Source organism: Allobosea sp. 10L417 (genome assembly GCF_056395485.1).
In genome coordinates, this window is sequence record NZ_JBFTJP010000012.1 from 37,110 (window position 1) to 54,692 (window position 17,583).

The 17,583-nt window shown below is 62.7% G+C and carries 17 protein-coding genes and 3 pseudogenes; 11 read left to right on the plus strand and 9 right to left on the minus strand.

Translation table 11 applies throughout. From position 1 onward, the window contains the following. Nucleotides 1-196: 196 nt before the first annotated feature. From htpG to groES, 5 genes are all read right to left on the minus strand, one after another. A complete protein-coding gene (gene htpG, locus AC1DE3_RS23930) occupies nucleotides 197-2,086 on the minus strand; it encodes a molecular chaperone HtpG (protein ID WP_476797810.1) in 1,890 nt (629 codons plus the stop codon). A 105-nt stretch (nucleotides 2,087-2,191) separates the two neighbouring features. Then, nucleotides 2,192-2,458, minus strand: a complete 267-nt coding sequence (locus AC1DE3_RS23935; protein WP_441514062.1) for a hypothetical protein — start codon at nucleotides 2,456-2,458, stop codon at nucleotides 2,192-2,194. Nucleotides 2,459-2,514: 56 nt separating this feature from the next. After that, nucleotides 2,515-2,715: a hypothetical protein gene (locus AC1DE3_RS23940; RefSeq protein ID WP_441514063.1), complete on the minus strand. Its 201-nt coding sequence runs from the start codon at nucleotides 2,713-2,715 to the stop codon at nucleotides 2,515-2,517. Nucleotides 2,716-2,800: 85 nt separating this feature from the next. Beyond that, the gene (gene groL / locus AC1DE3_RS23945; protein ID WP_476797809.1) at nucleotides 2,801-4,426 is read right to left on the minus strand and encodes a chaperonin GroEL; all 1,626 of its coding nucleotides are present in this window, start codon (nucleotides 4,424-4,426) and stop codon (nucleotides 2,801-2,803) included. 56 nt (nucleotides 4,427-4,482) lie between these two features. After that, nucleotides 4,483-4,797 carry a co-chaperone GroES gene (gene groES, locus AC1DE3_RS23950; RefSeq protein WP_112765056.1) on the minus strand — a complete coding sequence of 105 codons (315 nt, stop codon included), beginning with the start codon at nucleotides 4,795-4,797 and terminating at the stop codon, nucleotides 4,483-4,485. Between the two features lie 262 nt (nucleotides 4,798-5,059). On the opposite strand from groES, the gene AC1DE3_RS23955 reads away from it, so the two are divergent. Together AC1DE3_RS23955 and AC1DE3_RS23960 are read left to right on the plus strand one after the other, a co-directional pair. Further along, nucleotides 5,060-5,329, plus strand: coding sequence for an usg protein (locus AC1DE3_RS23955; RefSeq protein ID WP_441514065.1), 270 nt, complete (start codon nucleotides 5,060-5,062; stop codon nucleotides 5,327-5,329). A gap of 99 nt (nucleotides 5,330-5,428) precedes the next feature. Further along, a complete protein-coding gene (locus AC1DE3_RS23960; RefSeq protein ID WP_476852819.1) occupies nucleotides 5,429-5,821 on the plus strand; it encodes a DUF982 domain-containing protein in 393 nt (130 codons plus the stop codon). A 320-nt stretch (nucleotides 5,822-6,141) separates the two neighbouring features. On the opposite strand, the pseudogene AC1DE3_RS23965 reads toward AC1DE3_RS23960, so the two are convergent. After that, nucleotides 6,142-6,611: pseudogene (locus AC1DE3_RS23965) on the minus strand (transposase); the annotation flags it as partial. A gap of 317 nt (nucleotides 6,612-6,928) precedes the next feature. Here AC1DE3_RS23965 and AC1DE3_RS23970 point away from each other — a divergent pair. After that, on the plus strand, nucleotides 6,929-7,915 hold the full coding sequence (locus tag AC1DE3_RS23970; RefSeq protein ID WP_476797807.1) for a GlxA family transcriptional regulator: 987 nt from the start codon (nucleotides 6,929-6,931) through the stop codon (nucleotides 7,913-7,915). A gap of 66 nt (nucleotides 7,916-7,981) precedes the next feature. After that, nucleotides 7,982-9,823, plus strand: a complete 1,842-nt coding sequence (locus AC1DE3_RS23975) for a putative bifunctional diguanylate cyclase/phosphodiesterase (RefSeq protein ID WP_476797806.1) — start codon at nucleotides 7,982-7,984, stop codon at nucleotides 9,821-9,823. 47 nt (nucleotides 9,824-9,870) lie between these two features. Here the strand turns inward: AC1DE3_RS23975 and AC1DE3_RS23980 are convergent, their stop codons facing one another. Next, nucleotides 9,871-10,824, minus strand: coding sequence for an NAD-dependent epimerase/dehydratase family protein (locus AC1DE3_RS23980; RefSeq protein WP_476797805.1), 954 nt, complete (start codon nucleotides 10,822-10,824; stop codon nucleotides 9,871-9,873). 92 nt (nucleotides 10,825-10,916) lie between these two features. On the opposite strand from AC1DE3_RS23980, the gene AC1DE3_RS23985 reads away from it, so the two are divergent. After that, nucleotides 10,917-11,837, plus strand: coding sequence for a LysR family transcriptional regulator (locus AC1DE3_RS23985; RefSeq protein WP_476797804.1), 921 nt, complete (start codon nucleotides 10,917-10,919; stop codon nucleotides 11,835-11,837). Nucleotides 11,838-12,022: 185 nt separating this feature from the next. Here AC1DE3_RS23985 and AC1DE3_RS23990 read toward each other — a convergent pair whose 3' ends face one another. Further along, nucleotides 12,023-12,598: a mechanosensitive ion channel family protein gene (locus tag AC1DE3_RS23990; protein ID WP_476797803.1), complete on the minus strand. Its 576-nt coding sequence runs from the start codon at nucleotides 12,596-12,598 to the stop codon at nucleotides 12,023-12,025. A gap of 58 nt (nucleotides 12,599-12,656) precedes the next feature. Between AC1DE3_RS23990 and AC1DE3_RS23995 the strand changes: the two genes are divergently transcribed. Continuing rightward, a complete protein-coding gene (locus tag AC1DE3_RS23995) occupies nucleotides 12,657-12,842 on the plus strand; it encodes a response regulator transcription factor (protein ID WP_476797802.1) in 186 nt (61 codons plus the stop codon). 367 nt (nucleotides 12,843-13,209) lie between these two features. On the opposite strand, the pseudogene glnQ reads toward AC1DE3_RS23995, so the two are convergent. Beyond that, nucleotides 13,210-13,309: pseudogene (gene glnQ / locus AC1DE3_RS24000) on the minus strand (glutamine ABC transporter ATP-binding protein GlnQ); the annotation flags it as partial. Between the two features lie 156 nt (nucleotides 13,310-13,465). On the opposite strand from glnQ, the gene AC1DE3_RS24005 reads away from it, so the two are divergent. The 5 genes and pseudogenes from AC1DE3_RS24005 (at nucleotide 13,466) to AC1DE3_RS24025 (ending at nucleotide 17,271) form a co-directional block, all read left to right on the plus strand. Further along, nucleotides 13,466-13,639, plus strand: a complete 174-nt coding sequence (locus AC1DE3_RS24005) for a hypothetical protein (RefSeq protein ID WP_476797801.1) — start codon at nucleotides 13,466-13,468, stop codon at nucleotides 13,637-13,639. Nucleotides 13,640-14,438: 799 nt separating this feature from the next. Continuing rightward, the gene (locus tag AC1DE3_RS24010) at nucleotides 14,439-14,861 is read left to right on the plus strand and encodes an ester cyclase (protein ID WP_476852820.1); all 423 of its coding nucleotides are present in this window, start codon (nucleotides 14,439-14,441) and stop codon (nucleotides 14,859-14,861) included. A 19-nt stretch (nucleotides 14,862-14,880) separates the two neighbouring features. Further along, the gene (locus tag AC1DE3_RS24015) at nucleotides 14,881-15,312 is read left to right on the plus strand and encodes a MarR family winged helix-turn-helix transcriptional regulator (protein WP_476797799.1); all 432 of its coding nucleotides are present in this window, start codon (nucleotides 14,881-14,883) and stop codon (nucleotides 15,310-15,312) included. A gap of 25 nt (nucleotides 15,313-15,337) precedes the next feature. Continuing rightward, a pseudogene (locus AC1DE3_RS24020) lies at nucleotides 15,338-16,034 on the plus strand (aldehyde dehydrogenase family protein). A 652-nt stretch (nucleotides 16,035-16,686) separates the two neighbouring features. Continuing rightward, nucleotides 16,687-17,271 carry a DUF6647 family protein gene (locus AC1DE3_RS24025; RefSeq protein WP_476797798.1) on the plus strand — a complete coding sequence of 195 codons (585 nt, stop codon included), beginning with the start codon at nucleotides 16,687-16,689 and terminating at the stop codon, nucleotides 17,269-17,271. The last annotated feature ends 312 nt before the right edge of the window (nucleotides 17,272-17,583 follow it).

The window sequence follows — 17,583 nt, forward strand, 5'->3', positions numbered from 1 at the left end:
ACTGCCACCAATCCTCGCTGGCAACTGCCAATGCCGCTAGGAGCTAGCCAGCACTCAGCGCCAAGAGCCGACTTCAACTCAGCGCCAGGAAGCGGACTATGCACGCGCTAGCAGCGCAGCGGAAAGCTCCCCCGCTCGCCGCGCTGCTAGACCGAAGAAAGTAGGTAGGACCTGTCCGCGCTCATCTCAAATTGCATCATTCAGCCTTTGCCGTGGCTCTCGCGACCACTCTGCCAACCCGTTCGGCGAAACCGCTCGCATCGGCGGGGGGCTCGCCATCGAGCACGCGGGCGGTGTCGAGGAGAAGATGAGCGATGTCAGCGCGCAGGGCACCATCTTCGATAGACGCGACGGCCGAGACCATCGCATGGCGCGGGTTGACCTCGAGGATCGGCTTGGCCGCGCTTTCGACACGGCCCGCGGCGCTGAGCAGGCGTTCGAATTGGCGATCCGGCCCCTTGTCCGACGCAACAAGGCAGACCGCGCTCTCGGTCAATCGGTCTGAGGATCGGACATCCGCGACCTCCTCGGCCAGAATCTCCTTCATCGACGTGAGAAGAGAGGTGATCTTCTCGTTCGTTTCTGCGGAAGGAGGCGCCGCGCCGTCGAGCAGCGGGATGAGACCGAGATCGGCGGCACCTTGCGTCACCGACTTGAACGGCTTGCCTTCGAAATCCGGCGCGGCCGACGCCCAGAAGCTGTCGATCGGATCGGAGAGAAGCAGCACCTCGATACCGCGCGCCCGGAAGCCTTCGAGCTGCGGGGAGCTGGCGATCCGGGAGGCATTGTCGCCGGCGATGTAATAGATCGCCGTCTGGTTCTCTTTCAGCGCACCGACATAGTCCTTCAGACTACGCCAGCTTTCACCTGAAGCCGTCGTGCGGAAGCGCGCGAGGCTTAGAATTTGATCCCGGCGAGCGAAATCCTCATAGAGCCCTTCCTTGATGACGACGCCGAAATTTTCCCAGATCAGCCGGAACGTGTCCGGATCCTGCTCGGCCAGCTTCGCGAGATCGGAGAGGACACGGTTGGTGACGCCCTTTTTGATCGCGCCGAGCAGCGGGCTGTCCTGGATCATCTCGCGGGAGACGTTGAGCGGCAGGTCGGCGGTGTCGACGATGCCGCGTACGAAGCGCAGGTAGCGCGGCAGGAGTTCGGCCTCGTCCGTGATGAAGACGCGCTTCACATAGAGCTTGATCCGCCCCTTGCGGTCGGCGTCGAAGAGGTCGAAGGGGCGCGCACCCGGGACGAAGGCCAGCGCTGTATATTCGTGCAGGCCTTCAGCGCGAAAATGGATCGTAGCGGCCGGCTCGTCATATTGCCCCGCAACGCTGCGGTAGAAATCGGCGTATTCGTCCTTGGTGATCTCGCTCTTGGGCTTGGTCCAAAGCGCGGCCCCGTCGGAGAGGGCGACGGCGTCTGCTCCCGGCTCCGTAATGAGTGAAATCGGGATGGGCACATGGCCGGACTGTTCTTTGACGATGCGCTCCAGCGTCCAGCGCTCGGCATAGGACTTGGCATCCTCCATCAGGTGAAGCGTCACGCGCGTCCCGCGAGACGGAGCCTCGTCCAGCGCCGCTGGCGCCACCGTGAACTCGCCCTTGCCGTCCGAGGACCAAGTCCAGGCTTCGGCGCTGTCGGCCCGGCGGCTGACGACCTCGACCTTCGCGGCGACCATGAAGGCGGAATAGAAGCCGACGCCGAACTGGCCGATGAGCTGCGCGCCGTCCTTGCCATCGGCGGTCGCGACCCGCTCCATGAAGCTACGCGTGCCGGAACGGGCGATCGTGCCGAGGGCCTCGATCATCTCGTCATGGCTCATGCCGATGCCGTTGTCGGCAATGGTCAGCTTGCCGGCCTCCGGTTCGGCCGAGATGGTGATCGCAAGCTTAGGCTCTTCTCCCAGAAGCTCGGGCTTGCCGATCGCTTCGTAGCGCAGCTTCTCGCAAGCGTCGGCTGCGTTCGAGATCAGCTCGCGCAGGAAAACGTCCCGGTCGGAATAGACCGAATGCACCATCATATGGAGCAGGCGAGAGACGTCGGCTTCGAAGCTGCGATGCTCGGCTGTGGTGGCGGTCGTTGTCATCGGGGTTTCTCGAAGAGACGGGGCGGCAGGGAGTTCCTGGCAGAGAGCGATATCCCGCGGAAACGCGGCAAGCTAGCCGGTCGGGGCGACGATTGGGAGCGGAACTCATCGGCTCCCCGACGCTTGTCGGTTGGAAAGCGTCCTGATCAGAGCAAGTATGGCGTTCAACCGCGCGGTCGCGAACTCGCCCGCGCCGGGCAATTGGGCCTCGACATGGGCGGCGACGGTCTGCCAACTTGCCGATCCATCCCGTGTCATGACGGCCAAGAGGTTATCCTTCAATCCATATGTCGCGCTTTCGGCGTTGGTGATGAGAGCCTTGAAGTGGTCGGAAGGGGCGATGTCCTTAGGTTGCTGCGGGCCGTCGGTCATGTCGGATGCCAGATGCGATTGAGACGAATGCAGGGGCTTTCCCGGGGGGCTCTCGACTAGGCTTTCTCGCGAAACCGATCGATCGCACGCTCTGCGAGATCATCCTCGTCGAGCGCCAGAGGAACCAGCGAAGCAACGATATATGCGAGGTTGTTTCGCTCGTGTTCGCGAGAGCCTTCCGGAAGCGACGGCTTGAGTTCGGCCCATGCCTTTTCGAGTGCGGCCTCGGCACGGGCCAGATCGACGGGATCGGTCAACGTTGAAAAGGGCATGGCTTTGCCTCGGCGTGCCGGGAGATCGCGGCGCTGGAAGAGGGCGCCGCCGAAGCGGCGCCCTCCATGCTCAATAGTCCATGCCACCGGCGGGCATGGCCGGCGCCGGATCCTTCTTCGGCGCCTCGGCGATCATCGCCTCGGTGGTGATCAGCAAGCCCGCGACCGATGCCGCATCCTGGATCGCCGTGCGCACGACCTTGGTCGGGTCGATGATGCCGGCTTTGACCAGATCGCCATATTCGCCGGTCTGGGCATCGTAGCCCCAGGCGTAATCCGTAGACTCCAGCAGCTTGCCGACCACGACCGCGCCATCCCCGCCGGCATTCTCGACGATCTGGCGGGCCGGGGCAGTGATCGCCTTGCGGACGATCTCGATGCCGGTCTTCTGGTCTTCATTGCTGGGCACGACACCTTCGAGCGCCTTGACCGCGCGCAGGAGCGCGACGCCGCCGCCGGGCAGAATGCCTTCTTCCACCGCAGCGCGGGTCGCGTTCAGGGCATCGTCGACGCGATCCTTCTTCTCCTTGACCTCGACCTCGGTCGCGCCGCCGACGCGGATCACCGCGACGCCGCCGGCGAGCTTGGCCAGACGCTCCTGCAGCTTTTCGCGGTCGTAGTCCGAGGTGGTATCCTCGATCTGGGCCTTGATCTGGGCTACGCGGGCGTCGATCTCGACCTTCGCGCCGGCCCCGTCAACGATGGTCGTGTTCTCCTTCTCGATGCGGACCTTCTTGGCCCGGCCGAGCATGTCGAGTGTGACGGTCTCCAGCTTGACGCCGAGATCCTCGCTGATCGCGGTGCCGCCGGTCAGGATCGCGATGTCCTCCAGCATGGCCTTGCGGCGGTCGCCGAAACCCGGAGCCTTGACGGCAGCGATCTTGAGGCCGCCGCGGAGCTTGTTGACGACGAGCGTGGCCAGGGCCTCGCCCTCGACATCCTCCGCCACGATCAGCAGCGGCTTGCCAGTCTGCACCACCGCTTCCAGTAGCGGCAGCATCGTCTGGAGTCCCGAGAGCTTCTTCTCGTGGATCAGGATGAAGGGGTCTTCCAGTTCCGCGACCATCTTCTCCGTGTTGGTCACGAAGTAAGGCGAGAGATAGCCGCGATCGAACTGCATGCCTTCGACGACGTCGAGCTCGGTCTCGGCTGTCTTGGCTTCCTCGACGGTGATGACACCCTCGCTGCCGACCTTCTTCATCGCCTCGGCGATCATCTCGCCGATCGTCCGGTCGCCATTGGCGGAGATGGTACCGACCTGCGCGACCTCCTCCGAACCGGTGATGGTCTTCGAGTGCTCGCCGAGCGACTTCGTAATCGCTTCGACGGCTAAATCGATGCCGCGCTTCAGGTCCATCGGATTGATGCCGGCGGCCACCGCCTTGGCGCCTTCGCGAACGATCGCCTGGGCGAGCACGGTCGCCGTCGTCGTGCCGTCGCCAGCCGCGTCGTTCTGCTTCGATGCCACCTCGCGGACCATCTGGGCGCCCATGTTTTCGAACTTGTCGGAAAGCTCGATCTCCTTGGCGACGGTGACGCCGTCCTTTGTGATCCGAGGCGCCCCGAACGACTTCTCGATCACGACGTTGCGGCCCTTGGGACCCAGCGTGACCTTCACGGCATTCGCCAGCGTGTCGACGCCGCGCAGCATCCGCTCGCGCGCGTCCTGCGAAAACTTCACGTCCTTCGCAGCCATGATTCCTCACTCCTTCAGACTTGAGGTTTCAGGTTGATGATGGGGATGAGGCCCCGTCAGGCGGCCTTCTTGAGGGCGGCAGTCGTCTCGACGACGCCCATGATGTCGGATTCCTTCATGATCAGAAGGTCCTGGCCATCGATCTTGACCTCGGTGCCGCTCCATTTGCCGAAGAGCACGCGGTCGCCGACCTTGACGTCGGGCGGCACGAGCTTGCCGGTCTCGTCGCGTGCGCCGGCGCCGACGGCGACGACCTCGCCCTCCTGCGGCTTCTCCTTGGCGGTGTCGGGGATGATGATCCCGCCCTTGGTCTTCTCCTCGGCGTCGATGCGCTTCACGACGACGCGGTCATGCAGTGGCCGAAACTTCATGAGTTCCTCCGGTTTCCATGTCGGTCACATGTCAAAGCGGGTCGGCCCTGTTCGGGTCTCGCGGCGAGGTTCCGCGCGCCCCTGAGGCGCCGTGCCCGCGCGATGATTTGGGTTGCCCGATTTTTGCCTTCAAGAGGCCGGCAGCACTTTTTTTGATTGAGTGCTAACAGGCTGAAAAGGCAGCGCAAACGCAACTTTTTGGCTTGCCAAGGCGTTGGAAACGCGCTGCCATCGGGACAGTGAAACCTGGGAGCTGAAAGGAATGGTTTCGACAGACTTCGCCCGCCAGATCGCCGGCTACGGATTGACCACCGCCGGGATCCTATACCGCTTGCCCGACCACCCTTCGATCCTGCAGGAGTACATCTGGCAGGACTACGACCTCGCCCCGCGCTTCCCCGAGCTCAACAAGTTCCTCGCCTTCTGGCAGACCAAGCTCGACGGCAAGCTGTTCCGCATCACCGTCGCGCACAAGGACCTGATCGGCCCGGCCGACCTCAGTGCGGTGAGCGGCGAATTCCGGCTCCAGTAGCGACGAGTTGCGCTTCGTCCCGATCGATCGCTGCAAGGGCTTGATCTGAGCAAAACCCTCACCAGAATCAGGGAGCCGCCGATCATGACAATCGGCTCGATGCGGGCGGCAATCAACCAAACCGGATCCATGTTGCTTCCAGGAGGATATGGCTATGGCAACGTTGGCAATCGCTCCTCGTTCGGGGAGGACTGCATGATGACATCAGACGACTTCGAGAGGCCGGTCGTGATCCTGACCGGGCTCGGGTATCCGGCGGCAATCGCCTCTGCGATGGAGGCCTACATGTTCCTGGCCGACTTGCCGATCAGCAGGCGAGATGCGGTCCACGGCTTTGCGCTGAAGGCTTGCCTGGCGGCGATCCGCGGCGAGATCGAACCGGATACGGCGCGCGGCTTGTTCGCGTCATGGGCGGAAAAGCACGAGCTTCTCGCGCCCGACGTCGCCGCATTCGCCGGCAGCCGGAGGGAAGGCTCGCGCGGCCACGCCTGATTAAGGGCCCGACCTCGCTTTAGCGAGGCCGGGCTCTTCGTAAGCTGGGTCTCCGCAGGCGCCCGCCGGTTTGTGTACGCCATGCGCCGATACCGTTCTCTAACGGGTCAAGGTCTGGCAGCTTTGTCATGAGCGGTTGATGCCGTTGGGTGCCTGCGTTCTCTGCGTACTCTTTGGCACTCGATGGGGTCAGCTGGGCGCAAAATTGGCTAGTTGAAAGCGCAGTCGGCCGACATTGGGCAGCGGCATGCTACGGAATCGGCGCCATCATCTGCTCCCTCCCTCGGACGTCGCTCCTTGGGAGCTCGTAGCGACTTAGCCTCGACATCGACGATGACGGCATGGTCGAGATCGATCAGATAGTTGGTGCATAGGCGAACCGTCCATTGCGCCGGCGGATCGGAGCGCGGAACTTCGGATCAGCCCTTCCGCGATGCAGCGCGGGACGGTCTTCTCGAACAGCTCGTTTAGGAGATCGTTCTCACGAAAGCGGCCATGCCGGTTCTTCGAGAAAGTTCGAGTGGTCGGGAACATCGCCCTCCAGCCCAAGTCGCCAAAACCAGCGATAGGCCAGGTTCAGATGGACCTCGTCACAGAGCCGACGCTCCGAGCGGATCCCGAAGCAGTGCCGATGAGCAGCATCCGGATCATCGGCTCGGGATCGACCGAAGGCCGGCCCATCTCGCTGTAGAACGGGCGCAGATGCGCGCGAATCTCCGAAAGTTCGACGAAGCGATCGATAGCGCGCACCCAATGCTCACGCGGCGTAAAACAGAGCTTCTTGCGCCACCCGCCGCTCGCCCCTCGTCGCGCCGCCCTCCGTTAGGACGACTGAATCAGGATTTCACAGCCGCAGCAAAGCCACCATTCCAAGTTTGCCGAAAGCGACAATTCCTGAGAGGATGACAGCATGACGGCAAGAGGATGATCACCTGCGTACGTGAGTGTCAATCGCGGGGGGGCCTCTGATTTTCTTGAGCAGCCCCGCTTAGCCGGAATTGGCCGGCGCCATCGCAGCATGCGTCAGAAGCCACCACGTAGACCGACTGGCTGCTGCGGGCTGGCATATCGCCATATCCCAGTCAGCGCTTCTCGAGGAATATCCACGTGCGGGTCATCATCTTCGCGCCTTCCGACGTTCACTCGCTGGAACTCGCGGGCTTGATGGACGTGTTTGCCGAAGCGAACGCGCGTGTTGCCGAAGGTTTCTACGAGGTCGGTATCGTTGCGGAAGAAAACCGCCCGCTCCGCTGCGGGTCGGGACTGAGAGTTTTGCCCGACTCAGACTACCTTATGTGTCCGAAGGATCCCGACACCCTTCTTGTGGCTGGAAGCGTGGGCATACCCAATGCCCCCGGCAAGGGCATGATCGACTGGCTCTCACGCGCAGCCCCGCAGACGCGACGTTACGGCTCGGTCTGCACGGGAGCTTTCCTGCTTGGTGACGCAGGACTTCTCGGCGGACGCCACGTCGCAACGCACTGGCAGTATGCGCCTCTCCTCGCCCAACGCTTCCCAGAAGCGAAGGTGGACGGAGACCGGGTCTTCATCCGGGATGGCCCCATGGTCACGTCCGCCGGATCGAGCGCGGCGATCGATCTCGGCCTTTCGCTCGTCGAAGAGGATCTTGGCCGGGACGTTGCGCTTTATGTCGCCCGCCGTCTGGTTGTGTTTCTGAAGAGGCCGGGGGATCAGTCTCAATTCAGCATGCATCTGGCGGCGCAAGGTGTCGACCGCAGTCGCCTCTACAAGGTCCTGCAGTACATCCTGAACCACCCGGCTGCTGATCTGTCCGTCAACGCCTTGGCGAAGATCGCGGCAATGAGCCCGCGCAACTTCACGCGGGTCTTCACCCAGGAAGTGGGAACCTCGCCGGCCGAGTATGTCGATCTCACACGGATCGATGTCGCGCGCTTTCTGCTCGAAGGCAGCCGATTATCGATCGATTCTATCGCCGCGAAATGCGGTTTCGGCTCGGCGCGGGCGATGCGTCGCGCCTTTCTTGCGCATCTCGGAGCGATGCCCTCGGACTACCGCGATCGGTTCCGGACATCTGGAGACGGGTCGAGACCCACTATGTCCGAAATCGGCTGACGGTTGTCTCGAAACCGCCGTGCCCGCGGATTGCCCGGCTACGGGCAACAGCGCCATTGCTTGGGTATGAAGGAGTTCAAGGGACTGAAGCCGTTGGAGTTCATGAAGTTCGCGCCGGGACCCTGCGCTGGGAATGGGGATCTCGGCTCGGACGCGCTGCTCCGCTCGATTCTGCCGCCGCTCGTCGAGGAATTCTCCGACGGTGTGGCGATCGCCCGGGTTTCCGGGGGGAACGGACCGCTTCTCTACGTCAACCGGGCCTTCGAACGTCTAACGGGGTATGCGCGTCACGAAGTGCTCGGGAAGGATTGCCGGTATCTACAGGGCAATGAACGCCATCAACCGGAAGTCGCCCGCATCGGAGAGGCCATCAGGGCCACCGAACCGGTGGACGTCACGCTTCGCAATCATCGTAAAGACGGGTCGGTCTTCTGGAACAACCTCAGCCTTAGACCTTTCACCGTCGGTGGCGAACTGCTCTACCTTGGTATTCTTCGCGACGTGTCGGCGACGCGCCAGACAGAGATCGCCCTCGATCGCGCTGCAAACCTCGACGTTGCAACAGGCTGCCTCAACCGTCAGTCGTTCATCGTTAGCGTAGAAAGGCACTTCGCGACATGTGCCGGCCCAGTGCTGTTCGTGAAGTGCGACATCATCGGCTTCCACGACATCAACGCCGGGTACGGCTATGACGTCGGGGACGCCCTGCTGATGGAAACCGGCCGCCGGCTGCGCGGGACCGGGGCTGCTCTGGTCGCTCGGATCGGCGCCAACGAATTCGTCCTGGCCTTCGAACTGACCGATGAGGCCAGCGGGCCACCGATCGTGGCCGAGGTTTGGGCCGCTCTCGCCCCCGATTTTGTGATCCCTGGGGCACATGTTTCCCTGCGTTTCGCCATCGGCTATGCGCTCGGCCAACCCGACGGCAACTTGATCACCTTGATCCGGAATGCCGGCGCAGCGCTGCACGCGGCAAAGGCAGCTCCGCTGAGCGGGCCTCGCCGGTTTCAGCACGCCGATGAAGAGGAGGCGCGCAATCGGGTCCGAATGACCCGCGAGTTGAGAGCCTCTCTCGCAAAGGATGAGTTCATCCATCACTTCCAGCCCCAGGTCGATCTCGCGACAGGCCAATACGTAGGTGCGGAAGCCTTGATAAGGTGGAATCACCCCCTGTTTGGTATCGTCCCGCCAGGCCGATTCATCGAAGCGGCGGAGCGCAGCGGCGTGTTGCTCGACCTCGGCGAACGTGGGCTTGCCGCCGTTGCCGCCTTTGCGCGCAGGATCAACGAACACCGGGATAAACCGCTGCGCTTTTCCGTGAATGTGTCCGCGACCGAGTTTTTGCATCGCGACATGGCGGAAGTTGTCGACCGTGTTTTACGACAGTCCGGCGTCCGGCCGGACTTGCTGACACTCGAAATCACCGAAAGTATGTTTCTCAATGACACGCCCGGCGTGCTGGAGGCGTTCCGCCGGCTGCGGAATCTCGGCGTCGGCCTCTCCGTCGATGATTTCGGGACCGGATATTCCAACCTTCGGTCCCTTGAGGCGTTTCCTGTGACCGAGATCAAGATCGACCGGAGCTTTGTCGGAGGCCTGACCGCCAGCCCTTCGAAGACGGTCATCGTCCGGGCCATCATTGACTTGGGGCGCGCCCTTGGACTCACCGTCGTAGCGGAGGGCGTAGAGACGGAAGCTCAGCGAGTGCTGTTGAAGGGCATGGGCTGTCCAATCGGCCAGGGCTTTTTATTCGGTCGCCCTGAGGGCGGCGAAGGTTTTGCCGCGAACCTGCGTCGGGAATCTCCCGACGACTCGACACATCGCGCAATGAGCGATGGCTCCTTTCGAGCCAAGACATCATTCGGCTCTCTGGGCACCCTTCATTCCCCACGCGGCGACAAATCCTGACGGAGCGCGCCAGGAGTAGACGTTGGCATGCTGCCCGAAACCGGACGTCAGCGCGGACCAGCCAATGCCTCCGAAAGGCAGCCTACAGCCACCAGTGTTGTGCGAAGAGCGTCTTCAAGTGGCGTGTGCGGCTCGGGGCCGATCGTCTCGATGAGGCTCTGGTTGTCGAGGCGCACGCCGTGTGTCCAGAAGGGGCGCATCTCGAACAGTTCGCGCATCGTGACATCGAACAGGCCCGCGATGGGAAGCACTGGCCACGGGAAGGGCCAGATCCGCGCCGAAGTCCTCCCTGCTGCGCGAAGTACCGCCCGAGCGAAGGAGCGGCCGTCGGCATCCCAGTACCCCGCGAAGTGGTAACGCGCGAAGGGCGGCAGCATGTCCTGCCGATGGAGAAGCCGCGCGAAGGTCTCCGCAACGTCCGGCAGATAGGCCCAGGCGTGCCCGGCACCGCGGCGCGAGGGTGTCATCACGCGATTGACCGGCTTGCCGGGCTGGATCATCCCCTGCGAGAGCCAACTGTTGCCGGGTCGAGGTCCGAAGAAGTCGCCAGCGCGCAGAATGAGCGCTCGCAGCCCCGGCGTCCTCCGCATCCGTTCCTCCATCTCGCGCCGGATCGCACCCTTGCGGGTCTGGGGCCGCTGCGGCGCATCCGGATAGGCGACCGGCATTTCGGCCGGATCATAGTTGTAGATCGTGCCCGGCAGGGTCAGCCGCGCGCCGTTGGCGAGGGCGGCGGCGATGCTGTTGTCGAGCATCGGCATGACCAACTTGTCCCAGTCACGATAGCCGGGCGGGTTTACGGCATGCACGATGGCCTCGACATCCTCGGCGGCCGCGAGAACGGTGGCCGGATCCAGCGCGTCGCCGACCCGCCAGTCGATCCCGTCGCCGTGACGGGGCGTGCGGCTGAGGCCGCGCACCTCCCAACCGTGGGCGATCAGGGCCCGTGCCGTCTCGCCGCCGATCCCGCCGCTTGCGCCGAGTACCAAAGCCTTCCGCATGGGTCATCTCCCTTCGAGTTCCGGAAGAGAGATGCGCTGTCTGAGGTCGGAAGGAAATTGCCGAACTTTGACGGTCAGCCTATCATAGTTTGATGAGCTGGGATGACGTGCAAGCCTTTCTCGCCGTGTTTCGAGAAGGCAGTTTGACGGGTGGAGCCCGCGCACTCGCGCTTGCTCAACCGACTGTACGACACAGGATCGAGGCGTTGGAGCGCCAGGTCGGCACGGCACTTTTCACCCGAACTCCTACAGGCCTGACGCCAACGGAGACCGCTTTGACGCTCTTTGGCCATGCCGAGGCGATGAGCCATGCAGCAGAAGCCCTGCTGCGCACCGCATCCGGCTCAGCCCGTGAGATAGCCGGCGTGGTGCGGGTCTCCGCCAGTGAGGTGATCGCGATTGAGGTGCTGCCACCTATCGTCGCCCGGTTGCGCGAGGCCTATCCGGAGCTGGTCATCGCGTTAAGCCCGAGTAACCGCAACGAGGACGTGCTGCGGCGAGAGGCCGATATCGCCGTGCGGATGGCGCCGACGGCGCAGGACGGCCTGGTCGCCCGTCGCATTGGGGCCATCGCGATCGGCTTGCACGCTCACCGCGACTATCTGGACCGGACCGGATGGCCACGCGACCTCGCCGATGTGATCGCGACCGGCCTGATCGGGCTTGAGCATGACGATGCCATCTTGAAAGCATTACGTGCTGCCGGCTCGCCGCTCGCGATGGCTAGAACCGTCTTTCGCAGTGACAATCATCTGGCGCATCTCGCAGCGATCCGGGCAGGCGTCGGCTACGGCTTGTGCCAGGTGCCGCTCGCGGCACGTGACGGCGCTCTCGTTCGCCTATTCCCTGACGACGCCACCTTCGACCTGGAGACCTGGATTGTCACGCACGAGGACCTTCGCTCAATCCCACGGATCAGCGCCGTGATGGAAGCAATACGGGATGGGTTGAGACACTACATCCGCGGCGGTGAGCCGGCGGCGTGCGTGTCGTCACGACCGACATGCCCGTAACCATATGTCTCGAACGTTGAAATGGCCCACGACCGCCCGCTTTCACCATGAAGCAACCGAGCCGCCGGATTGGGCGGCGTGCGCAGATCGGGCGAAATTGCCTTGCGGCTGGCTGGGGCGCTGCCTGCGTCGGGCCGCGGCCGGATACGTACTGAGCTTCTCGGGCGCCTCCAGCCGCACCAAGATCAGTCTCTATCGACGACCGTTGAGCCAGACTCAGATCGCGGCATCGTGCCAAAGCCCTGCGTCGTAGCTGCCACTGCTCCGGCGGCGGCATCCGCATGACCCGTTGCGCCATGCACCACCACCGAGTGCGACGCAAAGGCGATGCCGCGCTCGCCGAACACTTTTACGATCCTCTTCAAGGCCTCTCGCTGGATCACGGTTGGTTTTCCCGGCCGAACCGTGAATTTGAAGCGCACCACAAGAGCCGCCTCCTGAATGTCGACGACACCCTGCATCTTGAGCGGTTCGAGGAATTCGGGCGCGAACTCCGGATCGGCCAGCAGCTCTTCGCCGATCTTCTTGACGGTCTTGCGCACCACCTCGGGATCGACATCGCGTGCCAGGCGCAAATTGAATTTGACCATCAGCCAGTCGCGGCTGCTGTTCGTCACGGAGCCGAGCTGGCCGAACGGAACCGTATGCACCTGGCCGTGCTGGTGGCGGAGGCGGACGGATCGAAGTGAGATGCTCTCCACCGTCCCCTTGAGTTGTCCGGCCTGGATGTATTCGCCGATACGGAAGGCGTCATCCGCCATGTAGGTCCTGCGAGATGCCGGTCGCGCAACAAAGCTTGCTCGGACGCACGTTGCCCAAATGACGCATCGCGAGCGAGAGGTTATGCTCGGCTTGGTAGCTGGCGAGACGAACAAGGAAATCGCACGACGTCTGGGCATTAGCCCCCGGACAGTGGAAACTCACCGTGCACATGTCATGGAGCGGCTGGGCGCAAGAACTCTGTCGCAAGCGGTGTTGCTGGCTGCCTCCACCGGCCTCCTATAGGCACGAACCTCCAGATGAGGCCGATCTCCGTTTGCGCCCAACCGGGATAGCGACCTGATTTGCAAATGAAGCTCGCTACAGGTGCCCGTCCGTATTGCTGTGTTGACCTTCGTCTGGAACTCGATCCGACGCGGTTGTCGCGATCCATTCGGGACCGCGCGCGTATATCTCCGGACATCGAGGTTGGCCCCGCGCAAAACGCCTGCCTATCATGGCGGCCGCGCTTCACTTGAGTTCGGTCGACTTCGCTCGGCGAGCCTCGCTTATCGAACGGCGGTATTCGCTCGGCAATCTCGCGCTTCGACATCGGCACACTGGGCTATGTCTTCGACATCGTGCTCAATCGTCGTCCCTTCGGAGCAAAGCAGCCGCATGGTGTCCAGCACTTCGCCCACGAGCTGAGGGTCGAGAGCGGACGTCACTTCGTCGAGCGGCATATAGTCCGGCGACATGGCGAGCGCGCGTGCTCGTGAAATGTACATTTCAGTCAGGAAGAGGCCTTTTTCCGTCATTGTAAGAGAGCCCGTCATCAGGTCAGCGGCGATGAGGGCGCGCCCCCCTTCCGCTTCGCCCCTTGACCACGCGTCCAGCGTGCGCTCCGCTAGGGCATCTGGGAGGAATCGATGGCAGACGAGACCCCCGAACATCAGCTAGCCAGAATAATAGCTGGGCCGCTTACGCCAGCGATGCAAAAGGTCGTCGACGAGCAAAACGCGAAGATGCGGCAGCTGACGAAGGATGCGCTCGCGAAGACCGTCAAGGACATAGAGAAGCGCCCCAGCAGCAAGTTCAAATAACCGGCCCGCACCGCAGCCGGGCCGGGGGGTATGCGAGCGTCAGCGCGCGAATTGACCCGCGATCGAGCCAAGCAGTGCGAGCGCTCCAAGCGGGGACAGGCTTCTGCCTGTTGATTGGCGGATCGTAGGTATGGATCATGCGCCGCTCAGCCCGAAGCTGATGGGATCCCCCAGCGTCGGGCGGTGAATCCACACCTCGATGGCGCTTCGGGTTGGCGATGAGAAGTCGCCCGAGCCGGAATGGACGTTGCCGGAAGGCGCGTATGTCAGGACCAGGCCGAAGCGACACCCTTTGACCGCGCCGCAGCGGGGTTCGGCGTTCGTTCACGAAAATGACGTAACGTCATGGCGTTTCCTGGACGAAAAGCGCGACTCAGTGCCGCCCGCCGCGTCCTCTCCGTTGTACGCGGCGGGCAGTACTCCTACCAATCGTGCCGCTCGCCGCCGAACTGGGCTTGAAAGGCCCAAGCATGAGCCTCGTTGCGAAAGCTAGTGCGCACGCGGCGCGAGTGCGGGTCCATGGTAATGCGCACCTGGTGAGGAATCTTCCACTCGATCAGGTAGTCCAGTCCAGACCGGTCTCGTCATCAGGGCGATGCGGTCCGCACCGTTCACGCTTCCTCATACGCGGCCTTCACATGGGAGGCGCTGAAATAGCTGCAAATCCATTGCCGATGTCGCGTATGGCGGGATCACTGTCGCGAAAAATGACCTTTGTCGTTGGCCGGGCAAACCGGCGTCCCCAGCCTATTGCGATTATACAGTATATCTGTATAATTATGACATGCAGGAGGATCGCATGTTGCTGGATTATGCAAAGACTGTGGTGCGGCGCTTCAACGAGCAGGTGATAATGGGTGGGGATCGTCAGGTTTTTGAAGCACTGATCGCGCCTGCCTTCATAAACCGCTCCGCGCCTCCGGGCTCTCCGAACGGGCCAGAGAGCATGTGGAACACCTTCCAGAACATACTGCGCCCGGCATTGGCGGGACTTTCCGTCACGATCCACGATCAGGTTGCTGAGGGCGACAAGGTGACCACGCGCAAGACCATCTCAGGCACGCATGTCGGTCCGCTGCTGGGCGTCTTGGCGACAGGCAAAGAGGTCAGCATCGAGGTTATTGACATCGTGCGTGTCGAAGACGGCCGCTATGCCGAGCACTGGGGCATCAATAACCTTCCAGCAGTGCTCTCCAGTCTGAAGCAGGCGAGGAGGGATTGAAAACTGTGGGAATGATGCGGTGAGCGAGACCGAGGCACACCGGTTAGCGGAAGAATTGCGGCGAAGCGTCGGTAGCTTTGTTCGCGCAATCCGTCAGGGGGCCGGAACCAGGAAATCGGCGCAGTCTGAGACACTCGACATGCTCGGCCGGCTCGGACCGATGAACGTCGCGAAACTAGCGGAGACGCGCGGTGTCACCCACCAAACGATGCGGATCGTCGTTGCGCAGTTGCAAGAGGCCGGGCTGGTGACCCTAGAATTCGATCCATCCGATCGCCGCAGCCGATTGGTGTCAGTGTCCTCCGTTGGCCGTGACGCACTCGTGGAGGAGAGGCGATCGCGCACATCGCATATCGCTGGTTTGATACAACGTCGTCTCTCTGCCGAAGAGCGCGACGTCCTTCGCGCCGCAACGGCGATCCTTAATCGCTTGGCTGCGCCTATGTCGTAAGTCGGTCCGTGAGCGACATTTCGCAATGAGTGGTGCTGCATCGCCTGGCCAGGGGCCACTTCGCGTGAGGCAGGTACTGAACATCGTCTGGGGCGAGCCGGCGGCCATCTCGGACGTGCTGATCCGGCATCCGCTGGTCAAGAAGATCTCCTTCACCGGCTCGGTCGCGGTGGGCAAGCAACTGGCTGCGCGGGCCGGCCAGTACATGAAACGCACGACGATGGAGTTGGGTGGCCGCGGCCGCGGCCGTTTTGGCTGCGCAGAAAGTTCGGAATGCCGGGCAGGTCTGCATCTCGCCGACACGGTTTTATGTGCAACGCAAGGTGCATGACCGCTTTCTGTCGCAGCTTGTCGACGGCATGGCGATGGCGAAGACACGTGTCGGAGCCGGCTTCGAGGACGGAACCCAGATGGGTCCGCTTTGCCATGAGCGCAGGCTGAACGAGATGGAGACGCTGGTCGAGGACGCGCGCCAGAAAGGCGCCACCATCGCGCTCGGCGGCGAGCGGACGAGCAATCGCGGCTTCTTCTTCGCGCCCACAATCGTGGCTGGAGAAACGGAAGACATCCGCCTGATGAAGGAGGAGCCCTTCGGGCCGATAGCGGTGGTGTTGCCGTTCGAGGATTTTGAGGACGTTATCTCGCGTGCGAACGGCCTTCCGTTCGGTCTGGCATCCTACGTCAACACCGGATCGCATGCCCATGGTGTGGTGGCCGCATGAGCCTCGTCGAGCGCTTCGCGCCGGGCGCGGCCCCGCGAAGCATCGTCGCCGTCAGGATCGACACCTCATGGCGATGGCGCCGCGGCGGCAACCTGAGGAAGCAATGCCGGTCTCTGCCAGAGAGCGGGCGATCCTGTTCGGCCCGATGGCGGAAAGGGAGATTGCGGCGGTCCCGGATCCATTCATGCCCAGCCAGCAGCCCGGCCCCGGGCATCTCGATCGGAGCATCGCGCCGCCGTCCCGCGCCTCGCACGATCCCGCAGACCACGCCGCGCCCCGAAATACCCATAGCACGGCCCCGGACCGCGGGTTCCCCCCCAGGAGGCTCTCAGACGCGGGCCCACGAGGCTCGCCATCAACGCTGCGCAAGGGCCCGCATCTGAGACCCTTCACGAGGGCGGACGTTGGCTCTCTGCCGGAGAGCGGACATTCCGTGAGCAAGGCTTCCGCCGCCGAACGCCGACCAGCCGACCAGTCGCCTGGCACAGAGGAGCCGAGGGCGTTTGCTTGGATGACGAACCAGGGGCACAAGTCAATAGGGTTCCCCAGCGAGCCATGTTACCTTACGAAACCGCCGGCTTTGCCCAAGCCGAGCATGTGGCGGTGTCGACGGGCAGTTCGCAATTGACGGCATTTGCTGCGGACGAATGCCATGAAGTTCATCAGTCAGCGTTCGGTCGCGGTTGCCGCGTTGCTCATGGTTGCCGTGATCTTTGAAGCGCAGGCACGCGACGAGACGATCGAACGCCTGCGCCTAGGCTCAGGCTTCGAGATCGTCATCGGTGAGAGGCAACCCGATCCGGAAGGACCGCTGCTGGAGGCTCTTGCAATCTGGGTCGGTGCGAAGCTGAGGCAACCGGTGCCCGCCGCCTTGCCTAGGCTCGTATTCAAACCGAATAGCCAGGTCGCAGCATTGCGTCTCAAGCAATATGCGTCCGAGCTCGTGCAGCAGCGGGGGCGGCCGAGCATCATCTCAATCTACGACGCTCGCGAGAAAATCATCTACCTCGAAGAGGCGTGGAGCGGCGCAACGGCAGCGGATTTGTCCGTTCTTGTTCACGAGTTGGTTCATCACTTTCAAGAGGCACAACAGACCAAATTTGAGTGTGATGCTGCGCGGGAGGCGAAGGCCTTCGAACTGCAGGAAAAGTGGCTGAGATTATTCGGGGAATCTCTTGAAGAGGCATTCCAGATCGATCCATTCACACTCCTAGTCAGGACTTCCTGCGGAATGTGAGGATGTTTCAACCGAGCCTGACGCCATCGATCGGCTTTGTCTCCATTCGGTTTCGCGCCAGGTGCGGAATCTCCGGGCTCTAGCCGGGTTTGATCCGCCCGGTCTCGTCCTGAACAATAGGAAAGAGCTTAGAGCGCCGCTCGCCCGTTCGTCAGCGGGGAGTGTGCCTGCACCCATAGTTTGCCGCAAAATGGAAAATCGACTTTGAAATCATTGATGAATTTCTAGACCATGACAACGGCGATACCGCGATTGACGCAACAGCCTGCCGCAGTTTCAGGGACACTCGGGAGCCTGGCGCGACGCCGAAAC